This is a genomic window from Pleionea mediterranea, from assembly GCF_003148745.1.
GTDB lineage: Bacteria > Pseudomonadota > Gammaproteobacteria > Enterobacterales > Kangiellaceae > Pleionea > Pleionea mediterranea.
Genome location: NZ_QGGU01000010.1, coordinates 61,779 through 83,261 on the forward strand (window position 1 = coordinate 61,779; position 21,483 = coordinate 83,261).

Here is a 21,483-nt window from a genome sequence, read left to right on the forward strand (position 1 = left end):
AGGAATTTTCGGCAGGATCCAGCTAATTCAGATTATCTTTGTACTTTGTCGTCATTCATCAATTTAAGCCACTCCGACAATAAAACTTTCATATAAAACAATGACCTGACAGACAGACTAAGCAACGATCGGATTCTAATGGTGTCACTTGTCTACCATCTGCATCAAGTTCGCTATTTTCAAACTAGCCATTTCCAGCTAAAATTCGCACCTCAACACTTCATCAAACAAATCTGTGAACAACTGGGAACCCTTCCATGTCTGACATGATGCTTTTTCGTGGTAACGCCACGCCTGAACTTGCCGCTCAAATTGCCAAAAATCTTGAAATAGAACTGGGTGAAGCCACCGTCAGTCGTTTCAGCGATGGCGAAGTAAACGTTGAAATTCTTGAGAATGTTCGAGGCAAAGACGTCTTCATTATTCAGTCCACCTGTGCGCCTACCAACGACAGCCTGATGGAAGTGGTGGTGATGGCCGACGCATTGCGACGTGCTTCTGCTGGCCGAATCACAGCCGTAGTTCCCTACTTTGGCTACGCCCGTCAAGATCGACGCGTTCGTTCTGCTCGAGTACCCATTAGTGCCAAAGTCGTTGCCGACATGATGGCGATTGTGGGCATCAACCGCGTATTAACCGTTGATTTACACGCCGATCAAATTCAGGGCTTTTTCGATATCCCGGTGGATAACGTTTACGCCACGCCAGTTATGTTGGATCACATTCTGAAAAATCACACCGACAATATGATGGTGGTATCGCCCGATGTCGGTGGTGTTGTTCGAGCCCGCGCTGTAGCAAAACGATTGAACGACGCCGATCTGGCCATCATCGACAAACGTCGTCCAAAAGCCAATGAGTCCGAAGTCATGCATATCATTGGTGACGTAGAAGGCCGCGATTGTGTGATTGTTGATGATATGGTCGATACCGCCGGAACCCTTTGTTTAGCCGCTGGCGCATTGAAAAAGCACGGCGCCAAATCGGTAGTCGCCTACTGTACCCACCCGGTTCTATCTGGCAAAGCCATCGGCAATATTTCAGGGTCCGACATGGACAAGCTGATCGTCACCGACACCATTCCTTTATCGGACGACGCCAAATCCTGTGATCGCATTGAAATAATGACCATGTCCAATGTTCTGGCCGAAGCCATTCGACGCGTCAACGAAGAAGAATCTTTATCGTCGATGTTTCTGGATTGATTGGCTTTAGCTCGAAAACATAAATTCGAGCTAAAACAGTTTCGAGCAGCGAGTGACGAGTCTCGAGTAAAAAGGAGCCTGTTTGGCTCCTTTTTTTGTCAAGGGTTAAAACTGCCCCCTCAAACCTCAAACCTCAAACCTCAAACCTCAAACCTAAACTCGCACCCTGCTCTGTATTTCGCTCCTTCCTTACTCGCAACTCGCAACAAAACAGGTTTACCTGCTGCCATCAAAACTGTATAATTTGCCGCCCTTCGTAATGAGGGTACGTCCAGCTTTTGGTCGCGGAAGCTGGCTTATTAATGAAAAATTGGAGCAATATCATGGATTTATTCGAATTGAATGCTGAACTGCGTTCAGACATGGGGAAAGGTGCGAGCCGCCGCCTACGTCGTGAAGCAGACAACATTCCTGCCATCGTATATGGCGGAAACAAAAAGCCTCAGCCATTAACACTGAATCACAAAGAAGTGTTGATGCACGTGGATCACGAAGCCTTTTACTCGCACGTATTAACTTTGGTTATCGACGGTAAAAAACACAAAGTCATTTTAAAAGACATGCAACGTCACCCATTCAAGCCAAAAGTGACTCACATGGATTTCCTACGTGTATCCGATAACAAAGAAATTCACATGCAAGTGCCATTACACTTCATCAACGAAGAATCATGTGTTGGTGTTAAAAATGGTGGCTTAATTCAGCATCAAATGAATACCGTTGAAGTGGTTTGTGCCGCGAAAAACTTACCTGAGTACCTGGAAGTTGACGTAGCAGACATGGACATCAACGATGTATTACATCTGTCTGACATCAAACTGGGTAAAGGCATTCAAATTGCTGATCTTATCCAGGGTGACGATCACGATCACGCGATTGTTACTGTTAGTCGTCGTGGCGTTTCAGAAGAAGCTTCTTCTGAAGAAGACGGCGAAGAGTCCGCTGAAGAAAGCGGCGAAGAGTAACTCTTCGTTTGCGGTTCAGATCGTAACGTGTCCGCAATAAAGCTTATTGTGGGCCTGGCCAATCCAGGCTCACAATATCAAGACACCCGCCACAACGCTGGCGCCTGGTTTGTCGAACAACTCTCTCATCAATACAGCATCCCACTGTCAGCCGACAGCAAACACTTTGGTCTGACGGGTCGCGGTATCATTCATCAACGCGATGTCCGATTGTTGATCCCCACTACTTTTATGAACCTAAGCGGTAAAGCCGTTGCATCACTGGCGCAATTTTTTAAACTGGAGCCAGAGCAAATATTAGTAGCGCACGATGAGCTGGATATTAATCCCGGTGAAATTCGTTTAAAGAAAGGCGGCGGACACGGTGGTCATAATGGACTCAGGGACATTATCGACAAGCTGGGAAATCAGAAAAACTTTTATCGGTTGCGTGTGGGTATTGGTCACCCCGGCGATAAAAGCAAAGTCACCGGTTTTGTACTCGGCAAACCGAGCAGTAAAGAACGACAAAATATAGATGAAGCCAACGACGAAGCCGTTCGCAGCATCGATGATATTATCAGTGGTCATCACGACAAGGCGATGCAATATTTGCACAGCCTTAAAGCAACCGACTAAACATTTTCGATTGACGTAGCAATACGGCAATCTTTTAATCACAGACAACGTCCTTTCCAGTTAATAAACATTTAATGTTTTCGAAAGGAGCAACAAAGGCTAAACATCATGGGTTTTAATTGTGGCATTGTAGGTCTTCCTAACGTAGGTAAATCCACCTTGTTTAATGCATTAACCGATGCAGGCATCGACGCGCAGAACTATCCGTTCTGTACCATCGATCCCAATACTGGTGTGGTTGGCGTGCCCGATCCCCGCATTGATAAACTGGCCGCTATTGTGAACCCTGAAAAAGTATTACCGACCACCATGGAGTTTGTCGATATCGCCGGACTGGTTGAAGGCGCCTCAAAGGGCGAAGGTTTGGGCAATAAATTTTTAGCCAACATTCGCGAAACCGATGCCATTGCCCATGTGGTTCGTTGTTTTGAAAACGACGACATAATTCACGTTGCGGGTAAAATTGATCCCATCGCCGATATTGAAGTCATCAACACAGAACTGGCGCTGGCCGATCTGGAAAGCGTAGAAAAAGCATTGCATCGCGCACAAAAACTGGCCAAAGGCGGCGACAAAGACGCCAAAGCCCGTCTTGAAATTTTGGATCGCATAAAGCCGGTATTGGACGAAGGCAATGCGGTTCGCTCCATCGACTTTGATAAAGACGAATTAAAAATTGTAAAACAACTGCACCTGATCACTTCAAAACCCACCATGTACATTGCCAACGTTAATGAAGACGGTTTTGATAACAACCCAGCACTCGATAAAGTGCGTGAGTTTGCCGCTTCTGAAAACGCAGTAGTTGTTCCGGTTTGCGCATCTATGGAATCAGAAATCGCCAGCCTTGAAGACGACGAAAAAACGGAGTTTCTGGAAGAAATGGGACTGGAAGAGCCGGGTCTAAACCGTGTGATTCGTGCCGGTTATGAATTATTAAACCTGCATACCTATTTTACCGCAGGGCCAAAAGAAGTACGCGCCTGGACGGTTAAAGTGGGCGCAACCGCACCACAAGCCGCGGGTGTGATCCACACCGACTTTGAAAAAGGTTTTATTCGCGCCGAGGTTATCGCTTATGATGACTACGTTGAGTTAAACGGTGAGCAAGGTGCCAAAGACGCTGGTAAATGGCGACTCGAAGGAAAGGAATACATTGTTAAAGATGGTGATGTGGTTCACTTTCGGTTTAACGTTTAACACTTTGCGTTTTGTTTTTTAAAGGCAGGGAAACCTGCCTTTTTTATGTCTATCGAATTGTGATTAGTACGAATTTTTTCTTTGACATCGGAGTATCTGAGACTGCGCGGTTTCGCCCTGCTGAGCGACTCACTTTTTTTAGGCATTTAAGAACTTGCTAGTAGATCTATATAAGGAAGAATGAAAAGCGTTTCGCATCGCTAACGCTTGCATGCGACCTACTTTTCTCAAGAGCTAGAAAAGTAGGCAAAAGAGCCCTATTCCGTTATCACGGGGATACTCGTTAAGAGAACACAAAAAGTATTGAGTTTATTCTGAAGCTACTGAATTAAAGGAATATTGCTGACGCGCATTTCAAGACATACACTCATCATAGATTGCAGATTCTATAAATATATGTACGTAGCTTGGTTCAAGACATAAAGTAGTGAAGCACCAAATTTCAGCCCTTCTTAACGTACTTATGTTGCAAGCGTCAGCGGTCATCAAGCGCAAAGAACCGTTAAGGTTTTACAGTAATCTAAATCACTTACTGAGCAAATTGCTAGCGCAGCGAAAGGGCATTTTTGCTTACTTTTTATTGCTCTTGAAAAAAGTGAGTCGCCCAGCGGGGCGAAACCGCGCGGTTATCAACTTACGCCGATTTATAAATTAAAAGCAAAATCACAATAAAATTGGCTTTAATATTATTGTTCAAAAGAATACACATAAAAAAGGCGCATAACGCGCCTTTAATGTCATCCAATATTTCAAATACTAAAATATTAATGCTTCCTAACATTCTCACCTTTAAGCGCCACTTCTGCAGCCTTCAGCAACAACTCAGGATGCAGTCGAACCGCGTAGTTTGGATTGACATAAGAAAACTGAATCACGCCATCGGTATCCACCACAAACACACCAGGCACCGGTAAGTTATATTTTTGCTCGCCTTTAAATTTTTGCAAATCCGCATTCAGCTTTTCTTTGTACATGTCGGCGGTTTTGTCTTTCATACGAAACGCCAGACCAAAAGCGCGAGCCACTTCAATACGAAAATCCGACAATAATGTGTAGCTTAAATCACGCTCACTTTGCATTTTTTTCAGGTTGTCGGGCAATTCCGGGCTGATCGCCACCAACCTATAGCCCATGGCCACCAGCTCGTCTTCAATATCCTGCAATTCATTCAGTTGATGATTGCAGTAAGGGCACCAGCCGCCACGGTAAAATACCAGCACCATGGGCTTATCCGCGGCCATTTTGGTCAGTGACAAGGGCTTGCCTTCGGGGCTCCACACAGGCACATCAGGCACGGTTTGCCCCACCAATAATGGATGCACATCATCTGCGGTATCGGCAATGCTGGTACGCTGCTCAGCCAGTAAACCTGAGGAAATGAATAATACTAATGATAACAATAGGTTAGTTTTCATAATTGCCTTGTTTTGTTGAATTAATGTGTCTTCTAGACGGCGCCAGAGGCGATTCGTTACAGCCAATTTAGAATATCTAAATTTGTCTCGGCAAAGGCCTTGACAGACGGCCGCTAAATCAGCAAAATACGCGCCTCCTGACGCAAGTCAGGTTGTGGCTAGGTAGCTCAGTTGGTTAGAGCACATCACTCATAATGATGGGGTCGGTGGTTCAACTCCACTCCTAGCTACCATTATTCCGAAAAGCCTGCATGAAAGTGCGGGCTTTTTTTATGCCTGCTTTTTCTCGAAACTAGAAGCTCGCCACTCGCAACTGCCCTCTAGGGTTCGCTTGTTATGTTTTTTTGTCAGCACTATAATGTGTATAAACAACCACTCTATACACATAGGTGCTTTATGCGTACAAACATAGTAATAGACGATGACCTTATGGCACAAGCTATAAAGGCCACTGGTCTGGAAACCAAAAAAGAAATTGTAGAACAAGGACTTAAGCTATTAGTAAAGCGAAGCAAACAGCAATCCATAAGAAGTTTGCGCGGTAAAATCAAATGGGAAGGTAGCCTGGATGAAATGAGGAATAACGAGTGATCCTGGCCGATACAAGTGTTTGGGTAGATTACTTAAATGGAAAAATCACCCCCCAAACAGATTTGCTAGATGAATGCTTAGTCGAGGGAACACTTGCGATGGGAGATCTTATTTTTTTAGAGATTCTTCAAGGCATCCGAGACGATAAGCAATATAAGCAAGTAAAAACCAAACTGTCACTGCTGGATCAGTACTCTATGTTTAGTCCATCAATGGTAACTAAATGCGCAAACAACTTTCGAACCTTACGCAAAAAAGGGATTACAATTCGCAAGACCAATGACGTAATTATTGCTTCCTTCTGTATTGAAACAAAAATGAGTCTTCTTTACATAGATAGAGACTTTAAACCTTTTACTGAACACCTTGATTTGAAGGTGGCTTACAATGGATAACGCCTCAAACAGATAGTTTATCTACTGCTTTGACTGGTTAACTACCTTAGTTGGTATACTGCGGTAAAGCATAATTATTATCGCTTTGTAGGTAGAATATTGCAGTCTGGCGTAATTTAGCTTCCGGTACTCCACAACCGCCAAGTTTTATCTTAACAGTACTATTTGGCTTAATATCACCTTCCAGTATTTTTAACACGTAAACGCTGACAATGTGCTCTGGAGTAGTGTCCATGATCAATACAGGAAATCCGCCAGCTTCATAATCTTCAGTATTGTACTTTGCCTTCAAGTGCTCCTGATAATATGTAAGCTCTACACCGACTACTAAACCCTCGAAAACAGCATTCGCCTTCTTCTTGATTTCGGTATTACCATAAATGCTCACTCTACAAGCGAAGCAAGACAATGGTAGCAATAAGAGTATCGAGATTATTATATTCTTCATATCAGTTAACGCCCTAAGCAGGTGAATGTCGTTTTATTTCGCTTGCCTTTACTGGTTAACTACTGATTAGTGAAATTCATTCAGCCGATCCTTATAAATACTAAATGGATGACCCAACTTAAAATCCTCCCACAGCTCTTTCTTGTTCGGCTGAACTCTTTTCTTCGACCTATGTGAATAAAGAACATATTTGAATTTTTCACAAATACTCAAAATTTCATCAAGAAAGACATCTTTTCCTTCGTCAACCGGGGCATACTCTACGAATACACTCCAAACTTTATCATCTTCCCACCAGATATTTAATACTGAGTGATTTGTTTCAGAACGGAACTCCTCCGTCTCTCCCCATGTACTATCGTTAGGAAGAATTTTTCTAAATTCATTTAGCATTTCTGGTTGAGGCTGTTGTGAAATCCAATAGTTTTCGCCGTGATGAATTTCTCCCTCACTAGGTACGATCTCCAATTTGTAGTGATATCCGGCCATAGGTAGTTAACGCCTCGTTAAGAGACAATAAAATCGTTGGCTAAAATTAAGCGACGCAGAAGCAAAAAGCCAACTGTTTTTTGTCCTTAAACGACTTGTTAGCCATTTTTCCCTAGAACGTCTGAGACAAAATCAGATGCTTCACTGTACGTTCTACCACCTAAGTTGCCATGACTTCCTTCAGAAGACCAACTTCCTACTACACCGATAACAGGATCACCATCTCCAAAGCTCATCGTTTTTTCATAAGTATAAAAATTAAACTCAGTTTCAGATTTTGTAATTAGTATGAAAAAACAATTCGCCATAGCTTTAGGCTGAGGGAATTTAATTAAAATTGCATCACTACCTTTTATTACCTCACTAGTTATGCCATTAGCATAATTACTAGAAATAACTTCTGTAGCTGCCATTTTTAGGTGTGATAAATCGCCTTTAAGTAAATCGGAATAAAATTTACCTTCAGTTGTAAAAGTCCACTCGGGAAGAATTTTATGCTGAAAGAAATATACCTTTTTAGAGATTGGTACTTCTTCACTTTTAATTGCCCTCGAAGATACTTCCTGTTTGGGTGTTGAATTACACGCACTAAGAAAAACGACAAGAATTAGTAAATATATTTTCAAAATAACTCCTTGTGTGAAATTGCACTAAACGGCTAACGCCCAAAGCACGCGCCAAATACCGGTGCTTGGTTTTTGTGCGAGTCTTTTCCCGCACGGAAACGAAGTGGAGAGTATTTGGTCGCTGTGACTTTGCTTGTTATGTTCTTATTAATTAATACGAAATTGTACACTTTTCAAGCATCCCTTGCTTATCAATATCCCTGAGCGCCGCCTTGATAATTGACTCAGATATTTCTGAGACAAAGATCATATGTGACGCGCCATAGTGAAAACGAACCTTCGTACCACCAATCCAATCTCCGCAAGCCGCCATACCTTCAGGAGTTAAAAAGAAGCACCACCTTTTATCACCTGTATTGGTGGTTACGGAGACTTCAATTGCACCCGTTCGATGCGATTCAATTGGATCTTCAATTTCGATGGATTCGATATTCATGACTGAACATAACTGATTGTATTCAGTAAATCACAATTAAATTCAAACATTTGTCTATATTTTACAGAGTTGTTTATTGATTTCAGATACTTACCTAACTCAGTTAAGGAGTCAATGCCGTATCTACGTAGCTTTACTGCATATAAATCCTGACTCACTTTTTAACGCCCTTTTAAATCAATAACTTACAAATTCAAAGCGTCGTAAATACAAAAATCCTGATAAAACTTCCATGCATGAGTGGATTGGCATTGAATTACAAGCCACGGTAAAGAGGACTATTTCTAGTTACATTCTCAATCTTTTCTTTAACTCGCTTATGGACTGATTCTTGTATGGATGACTGATATAATTGCTCAAGAACACTATCTTCAACTCGCTCGAACATAAAGTGGTTAAATTGTTTAATAAGTTTGATACCAAAGTCACTTTTCACAAACTCATCCATTAACTTTAATCACAAATCTATTCATCAGAAAGCTTCGAACGATTTGCTCACCCCGAAGATATACTAGGTTATCTTGATAGTAATAACTCTCTATGATTTCCTGAACAATATTACCCACCATTACTCTTTCGTTGTGTCTGATATTTCGAGTATCCGCATAAGCAATTCTCTCTAGCTTTGAAATTAAATAATCATCAAAGGTTGAAGCAAGGTCAACAAAAACAGGTTCTTTAAGTAACTTTTCGACAATAATGGACTTTTCTGAATTAATAGAATCAAAAAACTCTTGATCTTTATCAGCATTTTTCGCTAACCAACGCCAGTTAGGATTGTATTGTTCAAAGTATTTTAGATTTACATAAGGTGAGCAACTAGACGCATTAATTTTCGACGAAGAATCATACTTAATTATAAGAACACGTTCGTCCTGTTCTAGCTTGCGAGTACATGTATTTGTCGGAACCCGAACTTCTGTTGTATAAAACTCAGGTGAATTTCCTTTTATTGACTCCATCGTTTTCAAAGTATACTGGATAAAGTTGCTTTGTCCGTTACTTTCAATATAAACACTTGAGTCAACTTCCAAAACAGCAATTACAGATGGTGCTTCAAATCTTTCTTTAAGACTCTTTGTGATAATGCATGAGCAGCTAATACCCGATGGTGAAAACATTACCAATAATATAACGATTAAAATTACTTTCATGAAACTCTCTTTGAAGTACTAATCAAATACACTTAAACGATTGAGACTTAGTTAGGGGTTTAAAGATCGCTTTTTTTAAATCCCTTACAACAACGCTATAAACTCATCCACCACATCAGCTTTCAGCGCAAATAAAGTTAACGTTGCACTTAATTGATTACGAGTCCCTTGAGTCAACTGGTCACGCTCCACAGTGCCTATCCAGTTAACCTGTCGGGTTTGCCGGTAGCCGTCATCTATACGATCAATAAATTTGAACACACCTTTATCACGCCCAATCAGATAATGCCTGTATTTAGGGCTGTAGGTCACAATGATATCGTCTTTTTCAATTGTGTGACCAAAGCGTTTGATCATGCTCAATGCGTTACCGATTTTAGCGGGTTTGTCATTACCATAGTTTGCAAAGTAGGCCTGCCTGCGCTGCTCATCATCCGTTAATTGATTCAGTGGCCCCAGTTTATTCCAGCCTACGGCAACATAGTGATTGTTTTTAAACTCATCAAAATATTTACCGGCACGGCCTGCGCGGATCATCCACCCTCGATTCAGTATGCTAATACTCATAAGCTGTTGTTTAAGTGTGTCAAAAGAATGCGTTGAGTTTAACAAACTCATCAATATTTGCCTTAATGAGAATACTGGCAATAAATAGTTTGCACAAACCACGAACTATGCTATACATACATACCTTGCACTACATAATATAATCTATAACATAGTTAAAAGGTTCTAATTTGAATCATCAAAATGAAAAATGGGATGTACAGCTAAGGAAAGGCTCACTTGAACTGGTAATACTGGCAGCGCTCAAAAGCCGTAAATTATATGGACTGGAACTGCTTAAGTTGCTACATAACTTTGAAACCATGCAAATAACCGAGGGTACGCTGTACCCGCTTCTGGATCGGCTGAAACGTGATGGACAAATCACAGCAAACTGGATACAGGAAGGCGAAAATCGTCCTCGTAAGTATTATCGATTGACTGAGCAAGGTGATCAAAAGCTATCTGCATTAGAAGCGCGCTGGCGCCAATCAGTCAGTGATATTGAATATTTACTTGATCATCCAGGACCTAAACCAGTTAATCCACAAGGAGATTAAAATGTCGCACAGAGACAGCATTCATCAATACATCACCTCTTTGGAAAAATACTTGTCACGACTGAATAAAAGCGACAGTGACGAAGTGATTAAAGAAATAGAAAGTCATATTTACGATGCTCTGGAACTGCAAGAACAAAATAACGAATCAGTTGATGTGCAAGTAATTCTTGAAGGATTCGGTGAACCACGCACTTTGGCAGCACATTATGTTGACCATATTTTACAAGGAACACCGCCACCTAAAGGCTTTAACGCAATACAAACAGTCAAAAAAGGAGTAACTCAGGGACTTTATTACTCAACAGGATTTGCCGGTTTTAGCTTTGCATTATTTTTACTTGCTATCGCCATACTTAAAATCTTTTTGTCTGATGACATAGGAGTCTGGTTAGCGGAACACGGTAACAGTGTGATCATCACATTTCATGAGCACCCTCATATTGGATCAAAAGAAATTTTAGGCCACTGGATAATTCCTGTAACTCTCATACTGAGTGCCGCACTGAGTTACCTGACTTATCGACTGCTTCAAGTTTTAAAGCATCGGCTGTAACACTATTAATAAAATATCATAGCAAAGGATACTAATATGCTTAAAACAGTTTTACATAACTTAAAACACTTTTTTATCACATTAACTATTATGCTATTTATCTTAGTGGCATTTGGAATCTACATTGGTGCAACAGCACATCTGATAGAAGATCCTTTAGCCTACAAACTGGATAGAGAAGGACCTCATGTATTTTTTGACCAAGACCATCTGGTTATTAACACACTACGTGGATCGCAAGATGACGGTTTTTATATTGATCAAATTAAATCACCACTATCAGAGACCGTTACTTCAACAGTCTACTTTCCTAAAGATGATACAGAATTTACAATTGAGTTGGATTCTAACATTCAATCCCCACCTACGGTATATAATGATAACCATCCCATAATTGCTATTTCTGATATTGAAAGTGGATATAAATCTTTTCGGGATTTTTTAATTTCCAATAAAGTAATTGATGACCAGCTAAACTGGATTTTCAACAAAGGTCATCTTGTACTGGTTGGCGATTTTGTTGACCGCGGCGCTTCGACGACTCAGGTTTTATGGTTTATCTATCGATTAGAAAAGGAAGCTATAAAACATGGTGGTAAAGTGCATTTTATTTTGGGCAATCATGAAATCAAAGCGCTACAAGGGAACTATAAAGATGCTTCACCAAAATATTTTTACATCGCGTCTATACTCGGCAAACATCAATACCAGCTATTTGGCCAAAACTCCTTTATTGGGCGCTGGATGAATAGCAAAAATACGATGGAAGTGATTAATGGAAATCTATTTGTTCATGGCGGCATTCATCCTGACCTTGGAAACATAAATGACTCTATCGACTCAATCAACCAGATAGTTCGCGATAACTATCGAGAAGTTTATTACACAAAGCCGGGTGATAATGACAATGCATTTCTAACATCAACAACAACCGGCCCCTCATGGTATCGTGGGTATTTTAAAGATGATCTTTCTCATGATGATATTAAACAAGGACTGAAACCCTTTAATGCCAACTCGGTGGTAGTTGGTCATACCATCCAGTGGAATGTTTCAAAACTTTATGACGGTCTGGTATACGCTATCGATGTAAGTCATCCAAAAGATTACTTAACCAGCTTTCCCCCGCGCAGCTCGGAAGGCTTGCTAATCGATAGTAATAAATATTATCGTCTAACTGATGATGGAAGCCGTACACTACTCTAATCAGTGTTACTTTCAGAGTACTACTGTACGAAACAGGCGAAGAACCATAATGAAATCTAAAACACCCATGCAGCAACTGCTCAATACTCTGCCACAAAAAGGACGACTGGAGTGGATTGGCGTGCGTCCTGCACGCAATGAACCCATGATTGATGTTGACCAAGCAGAAGTCACTATTGGTAATGGCATCACCGGCGATCGCTTTAAAGGTAAAGCCAATAGCAAGCGTCAGGTAACATTAATTCAGCAAGAACATTTGCCGGTAATTGCCTCGTTGACACAAATAGATAAGGTTTCCGCCAGTATGTTAAGACGCAACCTTGTAGTTTCCGGTATTAACCTATTAGCGCTTAAAGACCAAACCTTTCAAGTTGGTGAAGTGGTTTTACAATTCACTGGCTTGTGTCATCCCTGCTCAAAAATGGAAAAACTGCTAGGCCCAGGAGGTTACAATGCCATGCGTGGACATGGCGGGATAACCGCCAGTGTGATTAAAGGCGGTGTTATTCGACTTAACGATTCAGTGAAGGTTTCAACCTATAACAACCATTAAGTTTGTTGTCACTAATTTCTAAAATCAACTATAAAATTACAACTCTCAACTCTCAACTCGAAACTCTCAACTCGAAACTCGTAACTCGAAACTCGTAACTCGTAACTTAAGGCGTTTTCACCGAATCAATATAATTATCCACCACTTTATCCAACAAGCTTGCCGAGATCGATCCATTTCCAATCACAGCCTCATGAAACTCTCGAGTGTCATAATCGGCACCCAGCTCTGCTTCTGCTCTTGCTCGGACTTCCAATATTTTTAACATGCCCGTCATATACGCGGTGGCTTGTCCTGGCCATACGCTGTAGCGAGCGATTGAACCGCGATTACCAATGGCTTGAAGGGAATACTGCTCGGCCTGATTAAAACTCCAGCCTTTACTGTGAATACCCGTATCAATCACCAGTCTTGAAGCGCGCATGGCTTCAAATTCCAGCCGACCAATATCGCCATAAATATCACCGTTGTAACAGCCGAGTTCTTTCGCCAGTCGTTCGGCATAAAGTCCCCAGCCTTCGATAAAAGAGGTGAAATGCATTTCGCGGCGAAAGCGCGGTAAATCAAGTTCTTGCGCTAATGCAATTTGCAAATGATGACCCGGTACCGCTTCATGATAAGCCAGAGTCAGCATGGTGTAGTAAGGCAGATTAGAATTGGTTTGTGCGTAAAAGGCGCCGGGGCGAGTGCCATCTTCGCTGCCAGCGATGTAATAACCGCCACTGGTTCCGCCAATAACCACCACTTCTTGCTGCGGTATGGTGGAAAACGCCTGAGGCAATAAGGCGTAGGCATCATCAATTATCTCTTCAAAAAAACTCACCGCATTATTACCAGCGATAGTACCGCCGTCTGTTCTTGCCCGATTAAGTCCTTGTGCAATGGTCTCGTTTGCGGGATAGCCAAGCTGATTGAATAAGCTACGCAATTCCGAATGGATGCGATCCATTTCCTGCAAACCCAGTTGATGAATGTCATCGGGCGTTTGATTGGTCGCGGTAAAGTAACGAAGCGAAAACTGATAGAAGGCATCGCCGCCATCATACTGGCCAAAACCAATGGCATTCGGAGCCTGTGCGTGCAAACTGGTCATGGTCTGTTCTAACGAACGGTAGGCCGGTAATACTCGCTGTTCAATGATGGCCGAAAGGGTATCGCGCATGGTTTGTTTATCGTCATTACTGATGTCGGAGAGCCCGGCAATGGCGTTATTAAAAACCGTGTAATAAGGTGTTTGAGTGACGGCTGTATTGGCCATGGCTCTAACCGCATCGCGTGAAAAGCCAAGTGTAATTTTAGGTTCAATCACCCCCTGTTGTTGGCGAGTATCCAATAATTGTTCAATTTGTTGAAAGCGGCGTTCCAGCTGATTTAACAGCGACAGATAAAGTTCGGCCGATGCATTATCGGTCACCTGAAACACCTGGGTAAAATAGCCTTCGGTACTGGCAGGCCAGCCAAAAAAGCCAAAGGTTGCCGGAAACTCAAACGAACGGTAATTCGCCCATTCCACTTCAAAATTTAAATAGGTTAAATAGATGTCGTAAGCCAACTGTTCATTGGCTGTCAGCTGGCTGGTATCGTAACTCAGTAATTTATCAAGAATGTGCTGTTTAATAGCAACGGTTTGAAAATAATAGTCATCGGAAATATTATCGAGTTGGTAATCGGTGATGGAAAATTCTTCGGTGCGCCCGGCAGCAATAATTGCTTGATGATCCCTTAACTCAATAGCTCTAAACGAAGCATCGTAAAAATCATCCAGTGTTAACCCATCAAGAGTGGCGTCTAACTCACTGAGCAGTGTTTGAGTATTTTGCAGGGTATAGTCGGGGACAACATCAAGAACAATGGGATTGCTTGGAGCAGTACTGGAAGAACTGCTGGAGCCGCAGCCTGAAAACGCCAACATTAACAAACACAGACCGGTCGCTCTTAGGCCGATTGCTCTTATGCGAATCATGAAGCCCGATAGTTTGCGCTTTTTCATAAGGAAGTTTCCGTTACAGGTATCATTTAAGTGTAGCAAACAGCAATATTAGCAGGATAAAAATAACGTAACGAAAAATAAATGCCCCGATAGATCTCGGGGCATTGTTTTGATTAACTTTGTATCTGAATCTAACTCTGATCTAATTCTGTTTCTGATACAGAGACTTACTCTGTATCAACGAATCACTCAGAGCGGTTTTCCTCTAAGCAAATTATGATTCCAGTTTATCCTGAGTTTTATTATCAAAATCGCTGGCATTATGACGCTCATGCAACTGTTCCGACTTATCTCCCCAGGTGCGGTTAACCATTTTACCGCGGATCACCGCAGGGCGTTTTGCAATGGTCTCGGTCCAGCGAGCCAGATGCTTATAATCCTGTACCTGTAAAAACTCGGCAGCGTCGTACACCTTGCCCTCAACCAAAGCGCCATACCAGGGCCATATCGCCATATCGGCAATGGTGTACTCATCACCCGCAATGTAGGAGTTATTCGCCAGTTGTTTATCCAGCACATCAAGCTGACGTTTCACTTCCATGGCGTAGCGATTAATGGGGTATTCCAGTGGCTCTGGTGCGTAAGCGTAAAAATGGCCAAAACCCCCGCCTAAAAAGGGGGCACTACCCATTTGCCAGAACAACCAGTTTAAACATTCAGTACGTTCTGCCGGATTCTGCGGTAAAAACGCATTAAACTTTTCCGCCAGATACAACAAAATAGCGCCCGACTCAAACACACGTTGCGGTTTATCGCCGGAACGATCCAGCAGCGCGGGTATTTTTGAGTTTGGATTAATGTCCACAAAATCGCTACCAAACTGATCGCCTTCCATAATATCAATGAGGTGCGCATCGTACTCGGCCGACTTATGGCCGGCTTCGAGTAATTCTTCGAGCATTATGGTGGCTTTAACGCCATTTGGCGTGGCTAACGAATAGAGTTGCAGTGGGTGTTCACCCACCGGTAGCTGCTTTTCAAAACGGGCACCGGCTTCTGGCCGGTTAATGCTGCCAAACTTGCCACCGCCCTCTTCACCCGGTGCTGACCAGACTTTTGGTGGTGTATAACTGGACTGACTCATATATGTGCTCCCATTTATCAATGTGCCTTTAGCTTATAGGACAAGTTCGATTATGTGTAGTGGATGTATTCGATGGGCCTGTTCGAAAAATTGAATGCGTTTTTAATCAGGTCAACTCAATAAGAGTTCTGCGTTCAAACAATTGATTTGCTACTATAAAGCTTACAATACCGACAGTGAAAGACATCGTTAGAAAACTTGGTCAAACCTACCCATTATTGTAAAACGAGTAAGAGAATATATATGCCAACCACCCTTATTTTAGGCGCCAGCAACAAGCCTGAACGTTACGCCAACCGCGCACAAAAGCAGTTGATAGAAAATGGCCATCAGGTGGTTTTAGTAAACCCCAAAGGCGGTACCATTGATGGTATTAAGTGTTATAAACAATTAAGTGATGTGTCCAAAGCAAACGGATTAAACAAAGTCGACACCGTAACCCTTTATGTTAATCCTTCAATTGTTGAGCAACAGCAACAAGCCATTGCGGCGCTTAATCCCCGGCGAGTGATTTTCAATCCGGGTAGTGAACATCAACAGGCGGCTGAGTATTTTAATGCCAAAGGGATCACAACCGAAAACGCCTGCACACTGGTACTGCTGTCGATGGGGACTTACTAGCTCGTTATTACTAGTCCGTTCTTATTAGTTAGTTGTTAAAGTCGATGTTTTAGTGATTAAATAGAAAATAAACGATAAAAAGCTTTGACACCGCCCAATAAAGTCTATATTGTGCCGCCAAGCTAGAAAGAAACACGATATTTACACACTCCATTTCGAAGCAACTGTTCTAAGTATTTAGTCATTCTCCGTCCTGCAGTTTTTAAATTTTGGTCTACTTTTCCGCTATTCATGCCTTATGAAGGCACATTATTATTTAAACGACAGGAAATTACATTATGTCTAATACTATTTCAGGAACCGTTAAGTGGTTCAACGAATCTAAAGGTTTTGGTTTTATCACTCAGGAAAACGGTCCAGACGTTTTCGCACACTTCAGTGCAATCGTGAGCGATGGCTTCAAGACTTTATTAGAAGGTCAAAAAGTTGAGTTCACCGTATCTCAAGGTGCTAAAGGTCCTCAAGCTGAGAACATCGTTCCAGTATAATTGAGCCTTAAAGCTTTTAAAAAGGCCGTCAGTATTTTACTGACGGCCTTTTTTTATGGTTAACACTTATTGTTCAGATTCAAAGTATTGAGATAAGTTTTGGTTTTAATTGTTAACAAATAAGATCTTTCATTGACAGTCAGTCTTTACTCTCTTGTTTGAATGCTACTCTACTAAGAAAAATTAAAACCAATTTTCGCATCGCTAAAGCTTGCATGCGAGTTCCTTTTTCCAAGAGCTGAAAAAGGAACCAAAAAAGCCCTATTCCGTTATCACGGGGATATTCGTTAAGAGAAGACAAAAAGTATTGAGTTTATTCTGAAGCTACTGAATTAAAGGAATATTGCTGACGCGCATTTCAAGACATACACTCATTATTGTCTGTAAACATTGAAAATTTATGAGCGAATTATATTTCATTATACATATTTGTAGTGAAGCACAAATTTACAACCCTTCTTAACGTACTTATATTGCTCGCGTCAGCAATCATCGATTAATGCAGGACATCCGGTTGTGAAAGTTATTTTTCGAATATTCTGAGCAAATTGCTAGCGCAGCGACCCAGAGCTTTTGGTTACTTTTATCTCGTCTGATAAAAGTAACTCGCATGCAAGCGTTAGCGATGCGAAACTCGAAACTTCAAAACCTAAGCCTTCTTAACAAACTCCGATTTCAACATCATATTCCCTGCCCCATCAACTTTACAATCAATATCATGATCACCATCAACCAAATGCTTAATCACCGCTTTAGTGCCTACTTTTAACGTTGTCGATGTGCCCTTCACTTTTAAATCTTTAATCAGCGTGATTTTGTCACCTTCGTTAAGCATATTGCCATTGCTGTCTTTTATTGACAGCGCATCATCTTCAACAGCAACTGCTTTAGGATCCCATTCATGACCACACTCAGGGCAAATCAACATGGCGCGATCTTCATAGGCGTATTGAGAGTGACACTTTGGGCAAGGAGGTAATGAGTCCGTCATAATTAAGCGACTTATATGATTAATAAAGTTAAACGCAGTATAGCGCTATCAAGTTTTCTATTACAGTTAGATTAGGGCTTCAGCAAAAAGCTTAAGCGATTAATAATAACCCCAGGGCGCAGCAGGTGTTTCAATGGCTTTGGTTAAATCAAAATCAACGCGAAAAGCTCGGCCTTCACGGATTAACCGGTAACTGAAGGTATCGGGATAAATAAACATTTGCCAAATATTGGTATTGGATTGAGGAATGCCCTGCAAGGTAAACATTTCTTTGGTGGGCGCATCGGCTGGAAAAGATTGCACTTGAGCAGCGCCAGCATCAACAGTGTGACCACCGTACATGGTTAATTGATCCAGACTCCCATCTTTGTGTCGATGATCGTGTTTAAGAGATAGCCCGGAGCCCGTTTTGGTGATAACCCAAGTACGTGAGGCATCATCACCCACATGAAACGGTATTTTAATTTCATACGGATTGCATTCACGCACATGCATTACCAGTTTTTTGTTGGCAAATGCATCGCTGTTTGCGGTGTCGGTCACTACCTTTCCTTCGTATGCCTTACCACAGTGCTTTAATATATTTTTCCAGAAAGCATCTTGTGAATTGGTTGATAATACAGGCGCTTCTAAATAAACAGGTTGTTTAGCGGCTGTTTTTTGTTCGCTTTTATTTGCAGTCGCAGCCGACACTAACATATCGCTGGCATATAACGTAGATACTAAACCAATTATTAATAGGGTAATTAATTTATGCATTATCTGCCTCATGTTATTAAAAAGGTTAAGCAATTTGACTCAAGTCACATTTAATCCGAACTCGTAATATATAATGCAGCTTGCTTGAGTACAAATCAATCGGTAATACTCAATCTACTTATTAGGGAATTATTTGTTAAATGGAATTTTAAAAACATTCTTTTTGATTGTTAACGGACAGTTCTATTTAGGACAATCTTCATTGATTGAACGAAGCAATAATGACCGCTTTCTATTTTTAATCGAAAAAAGGACATATCGTGGCTAACAATTCGCTAAAATTATTTGTTTCGACCATCGCACTGATACTAACAGGTTGCAGCAGCAACATCGAAGATCCCATTGACGATAACAATAATCAAGATGACAGTAACACTGTTTTTAATTTAAACAATACTGACTGGTTGTCTTTGTGCAGCTTTGTTCCTGAATCCTATCCTACAAATTCAGACATGGGCAGCTACCAAACCTTTGAGTTCGGTTTTAACAACAACATTGATGAAATGTATATTATTGCCCGCATTTACGATGCCAGCAATCAAGATTGCAGTGACACGCCAGATTTTCGATTTGAGGCAACCTACCAAATAACACTGGGTGACTTACAGGTTTCATCCGGTGGCTTTGATGTACACCCACTTGAAGGTACGTTGATCGACAATCCAGACAATGTTTTTGAAGACAGTCAATCCACCATCATTTACCGCGATAGCGACACTCTTTACTTTGGTATTGATTCCGAAGATGGCGATGCTAACGCGATAAATTTCGAAGAGCCTTATTCATTAATTCAATAATTCTTATTTCATTAAGACTTCAAGGAAAAATTTACTCTTTGCATTAAAAAAGGGCACGATAAGTGCCCTTTTTTATTTTTAACAACGATTGGTCGCTGTTAAATATTCAGCAAGAAATTACTTGTTACGGCTTTCATCTCGTGCTTGCTTAAACTCGGTACCTTCGTACCAGTTTGGCCAATCCTTGGTATTAGCCAACAGATTACCGGTTTCAAAAAACACTCGAATGTCGGCAACTGCGCTGTCCAAGCTCCAAAGTTCGCTGAATTCGTCACAAGGCTGGTGATAACAACGACTTTTTAACTCACCCACTTGCTTGGCGATTTTAGCTTGCTCGGCATTAAGCGGCTCACTACCACCACCGGCGTAAATTGCTGGCACACCTTGTTTTGCAAGACTGAAATGATCGGAGCGATAAAAGCTTCCAGCCTCAGGCTTTGTTTCTGCAACCAATTCACGCTTTTGTCGTGCTGCGGCTTTTGCTAAATATTCCTGCAACTCCGATTTATTAAAACCAACCACGGTAAAATCTTTCATTAAACCGGTAACATTAAGGCTGTCCATATTGATTACGCCTACGGTTTTTTCCAGAGGATACACTGGGTTTTCGGCGTAATATTTAGAGCCAAGCAAACCTTGCTCTTCGGCACCAACGGCAACAAAGCTAATCGAGCGTTCTGGCTGATCCGGCAATTGTTTAAATGCCTTAGCAAGCATGATTAATGCGCCAGTACCGGTTGCGTTATCCAATGCGCCATTGTAAATATTGTCGCCTTCTTTATTCGGGTGTGTCCCCAGATGATCCCAATGCGCCATATAAATAATGTGTTCATCAGGTCGTTTGGTTCCCGGAATGGTTGCCATAATGTTATTGGTTTGAGAACGCTTAATGGTGTTTTCAACCGCCACATTGGCTTTTAGATTCAATGACTGCGCTTTAAAACCTTTCTGTTTTGCCTGCTGTTTCAGTGAGTCAAAATCCAAACCACCTTTCTTCATTAACGCTCGGGCTTTAGGTTCGGTGATCCACATTTCAACATTCACAACCGGCGCACTGTTTTTGCCTTTCGGCAACTGGAATTGAGGACCTGTCCAGCTGCTTTCAACCACGTTCCAACCGTAACTGGCCGGCGCGGTTTCGTGCACAATGATTGCCGCGGCAGCGCCCTGACGTGCCGCTTCTTCGTATTTGTAAGTCCAACGGCCATAGTAGGTCATGGCCTTGCCGGTAAACAAATCCGGATTGCCGGTGGCATAGCCAGGATCGTTCACCAGAATAACAACGGTTTTGCCTTTTACATCAAGGGCCGCGTAATCGTTCCAACCAAACTCTGGCGCGACAACTCCGTAGCCCACAAACACCACTTCCGAATCTTTTACAGATACCTGAGGTTTCAGTTGACTGGAATTAGCCACAAAATCGGTCTGGTAATCAAACGACAAATCGCCAATGGTCAGTGGTTGGGTGGGTTTAGACTCAACCGATACCAGTGGTACCGACTGGGTAAAGCTGTCGCCGTTTCCGGGTTCTAATCCCAACGCTTTAAAATGCTTAACCATATAATTAATGGTCTTCTTTTCACCTTCGGTATCGGGCGCCCGACCGCCAAAATCATCCGATGACATGGTTTTAACATGTTCTGCAAATGATTGCTTATTGATGCTGTTATACACCTCTTCAAAGTTGCTGCCGGCGCTAGCGCTGGCGGCAAAGAGGCCAAGTGCGAGGTATTTAATCAAACCTTCTCTCCCATGGATTGTGTTATTTTGATGGCGAATATCATACCCAG

25 protein-coding genes and 1 tRNA gene are annotated in these 21,483 nt (G+C 41.9%); 14 read left to right on the plus strand and 12 right to left on the minus strand.

Annotated features, from left to right (window positions below):
- The first annotated feature begins 257 nt into the window (after window positions 1-257).
- The 4 genes from C8D97_RS13785 (at window position 258) to ychF (ending at window position 3,988) form a co-directional block, all read left to right on the plus strand.
- On the plus strand, window positions 258-1,205 hold the full coding sequence (locus C8D97_RS13785) for a ribose-phosphate pyrophosphokinase (RefSeq protein WP_109764378.1): 948 nt from the start codon (window positions 258-260) through the stop codon (window positions 1,203-1,205).
- A gap of 323 nt (window positions 1,206-1,528) precedes the next feature.
- Window positions 1,529-2,170 (plus strand): 50S ribosomal protein L25/general stress protein Ctc, encoded by a 642-nt coding sequence (locus tag C8D97_RS13790; protein WP_245411460.1) that lies wholly within the window; start codon window positions 1,529-1,531, stop codon window positions 2,168-2,170.
- A gap of 27 nt (window positions 2,171-2,197) precedes the next feature.
- Window positions 2,198-2,788 (plus strand): aminoacyl-tRNA hydrolase, encoded by a 591-nt coding sequence (gene pth / locus C8D97_RS13795; RefSeq protein WP_109764379.1) that lies wholly within the window; start codon window positions 2,198-2,200, stop codon window positions 2,786-2,788.
- Between the two features lie 108 nt (window positions 2,789-2,896).
- Complete coding sequence (ychF, locus tag C8D97_RS13800; protein WP_109764380.1) at window positions 2,897-3,988, plus strand: redox-regulated ATPase YchF; 1,092 nt, start codon at window positions 2,897-2,899, stop codon at window positions 3,986-3,988.
- Window positions 3,989-4,752: 764 nt separating this feature from the next.
- On the opposite strand, the gene C8D97_RS13805 is transcribed toward ychF, so the two are convergent.
- Entirely contained in the window at window positions 4,753-5,403 is a 651-nt protein-coding gene (locus tag C8D97_RS13805) for a peroxiredoxin-like family protein (RefSeq protein WP_109764381.1), read from the minus strand.
- Between the two features lie 156 nt (window positions 5,404-5,559).
- On the opposite strand from C8D97_RS13805, the gene C8D97_RS13810 reads away from it, so the two are divergent.
- The 3 genes from C8D97_RS13810 (at window position 5,560) to vapC (ending at window position 6,389) form a co-directional block, all read left to right on the plus strand.
- A tRNA-Met gene (locus C8D97_RS13810) sits at window positions 5,560-5,636 on the plus strand.
- Between the two features lie 163 nt (window positions 5,637-5,799).
- Window positions 5,800-5,994, plus strand: coding sequence for a type II toxin-antitoxin system VapB family antitoxin (locus C8D97_RS13815; RefSeq protein WP_109764382.1), 195 nt, complete (start codon window positions 5,800-5,802; stop codon window positions 5,992-5,994).
- Window positions 5,991-6,389: a type II toxin-antitoxin system VapC family toxin gene (gene vapC, locus C8D97_RS13820; RefSeq protein WP_109764383.1), complete on the plus strand. Its 399-nt coding sequence runs from the start codon at window positions 5,991-5,993 to the stop codon at window positions 6,387-6,389. Before C8D97_RS13815 ends, vapC begins: the two co-directional genes overlap by 4 nt.
- 46 nt (window positions 6,390-6,435) lie before the next feature.
- On the opposite strand, the gene C8D97_RS13825 is transcribed toward vapC, so the two are convergent.
- From C8D97_RS13825 to C8D97_RS13855, 6 genes are all read right to left on the minus strand, one after another.
- The gene (locus C8D97_RS13825; RefSeq protein WP_109764384.1) at window positions 6,436-6,837 is read right to left on the minus strand and encodes a hypothetical protein; all 402 of its coding nucleotides are present in this window, start codon (window positions 6,835-6,837) and stop codon (window positions 6,436-6,438) included.
- A gap of 66 nt (window positions 6,838-6,903) precedes the next feature.
- On the minus strand, window positions 6,904-7,326 hold the full coding sequence (locus C8D97_RS13830) for a hypothetical protein (RefSeq protein WP_109764385.1): 423 nt from the start codon (window positions 7,324-7,326) through the stop codon (window positions 6,904-6,906).
- A gap of 98 nt (window positions 7,327-7,424) precedes the next feature.
- Window positions 7,425-7,952, minus strand: coding sequence for a hypothetical protein (locus tag C8D97_RS13835; protein ID WP_109764386.1), 528 nt, complete (start codon window positions 7,950-7,952; stop codon window positions 7,425-7,427).
- Window positions 7,953-8,103: 151 nt separating this feature from the next.
- Window positions 8,104-8,388: a hypothetical protein gene (locus tag C8D97_RS13840; RefSeq protein WP_109764387.1), complete on the minus strand. Its 285-nt coding sequence runs from the start codon at window positions 8,386-8,388 to the stop codon at window positions 8,104-8,106.
- A 440-nt stretch (window positions 8,389-8,828) separates the two neighbouring features.
- Complete coding sequence (locus C8D97_RS13850; protein ID WP_109764389.1) at window positions 8,829-9,542, minus strand: hypothetical protein; 714 nt, start codon at window positions 9,540-9,542, stop codon at window positions 8,829-8,831.
- Between the two features lie 84 nt (window positions 9,543-9,626).
- Window positions 9,627-10,160 carry a restriction endonuclease gene (locus C8D97_RS13855; RefSeq protein ID WP_109764390.1) on the minus strand — a complete coding sequence of 178 codons (534 nt, stop codon included), beginning with the start codon at window positions 10,158-10,160 and terminating at the stop codon, window positions 9,627-9,629.
- Between the two features lie 119 nt (window positions 10,161-10,279).
- Here C8D97_RS13855 and C8D97_RS13860 point away from each other — a divergent pair, with 119 nt between their 5' ends.
- Genes C8D97_RS13860 through C8D97_RS13875 form a run of 4 tightly spaced genes read left to right on the plus strand, consistent with a single transcriptional unit; the run spans window position 10,280 to window position 12,963 of the window.
- Window positions 10,280-10,648, plus strand: a complete 369-nt coding sequence (locus C8D97_RS13860; protein WP_109764391.1) for a PadR family transcriptional regulator — start codon at window positions 10,280-10,282, stop codon at window positions 10,646-10,648.
- A 1-nt stretch (window position 10,649) separates the two neighbouring features.
- Complete coding sequence (locus tag C8D97_RS13865; protein ID WP_109764392.1) at window positions 10,650-11,204, plus strand: HAAS signaling domain-containing protein; 555 nt, start codon at window positions 10,650-10,652, stop codon at window positions 11,202-11,204.
- A gap of 36 nt (window positions 11,205-11,240) precedes the next feature.
- Complete coding sequence (locus tag C8D97_RS13870; RefSeq protein WP_109764393.1) at window positions 11,241-12,410, plus strand: metallophosphoesterase; 1,170 nt, start codon at window positions 11,241-11,243, stop codon at window positions 12,408-12,410.
- Window positions 12,411-12,459: 49 nt separating this feature from the next.
- Window positions 12,460-12,963, plus strand: coding sequence for an MOSC domain-containing protein (locus C8D97_RS13875; protein WP_109764394.1), 504 nt, complete (start codon window positions 12,460-12,462; stop codon window positions 12,961-12,963).
- A 106-nt stretch (window positions 12,964-13,069) separates the two neighbouring features.
- Here the strand turns inward: C8D97_RS13875 and C8D97_RS13880 are convergent, their stop codons facing one another.
- Together C8D97_RS13880 and yghU are read right to left on the minus strand one after the other, a co-directional pair.
- Entirely contained in the window at window positions 13,070-14,953 is a 1,884-nt protein-coding gene (locus tag C8D97_RS13880; RefSeq protein ID WP_109764395.1) for a DUF885 domain-containing protein, read from the minus strand.
- A 214-nt stretch (window positions 14,954-15,167) separates the two neighbouring features.
- On the minus strand, window positions 15,168-16,037 hold the full coding sequence (gene yghU / locus C8D97_RS13885) for a glutathione-dependent disulfide-bond oxidoreductase (RefSeq protein WP_109764396.1): 870 nt from the start codon (window positions 16,035-16,037) through the stop codon (window positions 15,168-15,170).
- Between the two features lie 243 nt (window positions 16,038-16,280).
- Between yghU and C8D97_RS13890 the strand changes: the two genes are divergently transcribed.
- Window positions 16,281-16,658, plus strand: a complete 378-nt coding sequence (locus tag C8D97_RS13890; RefSeq protein WP_109764397.1) for a CoA-binding protein — start codon at window positions 16,281-16,283, stop codon at window positions 16,656-16,658.
- Between the two features lie 278 nt (window positions 16,659-16,936).
- A complete protein-coding gene (locus tag C8D97_RS13895) occupies window positions 16,937-17,146 on the plus strand; it encodes a cold-shock protein (RefSeq protein ID WP_109764398.1) in 210 nt (69 codons plus the stop codon).
- Window positions 17,147-17,795: 649 nt separating this feature from the next.
- Here the strand turns inward: C8D97_RS13895 and C8D97_RS13900 are convergent.
- Window positions 17,796-18,137, minus strand: coding sequence for a zinc ribbon domain-containing protein YjdM (locus C8D97_RS13900; RefSeq protein WP_109764399.1), 342 nt, complete (start codon window positions 18,135-18,137; stop codon window positions 17,796-17,798).
- Window positions 18,138-18,236: 99 nt separating this feature from the next.
- Entirely contained in the window at window positions 18,237-18,896 is a 660-nt protein-coding gene (locus C8D97_RS13905; protein ID WP_210204952.1) for a hypothetical protein, read from the minus strand.
- A gap of 260 nt (window positions 18,897-19,156) precedes the next feature.
- On the opposite strand from C8D97_RS13905, the gene C8D97_RS13910 reads away from it, so the two are divergent.
- Window positions 19,157-19,693 (plus strand): hypothetical protein, encoded by a 537-nt coding sequence (locus tag C8D97_RS13910; protein ID WP_109764401.1) that lies wholly within the window; start codon window positions 19,157-19,159, stop codon window positions 19,691-19,693.
- A gap of 117 nt (window positions 19,694-19,810) precedes the next feature.
- Here C8D97_RS13910 and C8D97_RS13915 read toward each other — a convergent pair whose 3' ends face one another.
- Window positions 19,811-21,433 carry a M28 family metallopeptidase gene (locus tag C8D97_RS13915; protein ID WP_109764402.1) on the minus strand — a complete coding sequence of 541 codons (1,623 nt, stop codon included), beginning with the start codon at window positions 21,431-21,433 and terminating at the stop codon, window positions 19,811-19,813.
- Between the last annotated feature and the right edge of the window lie 50 nt (window positions 21,434-21,483).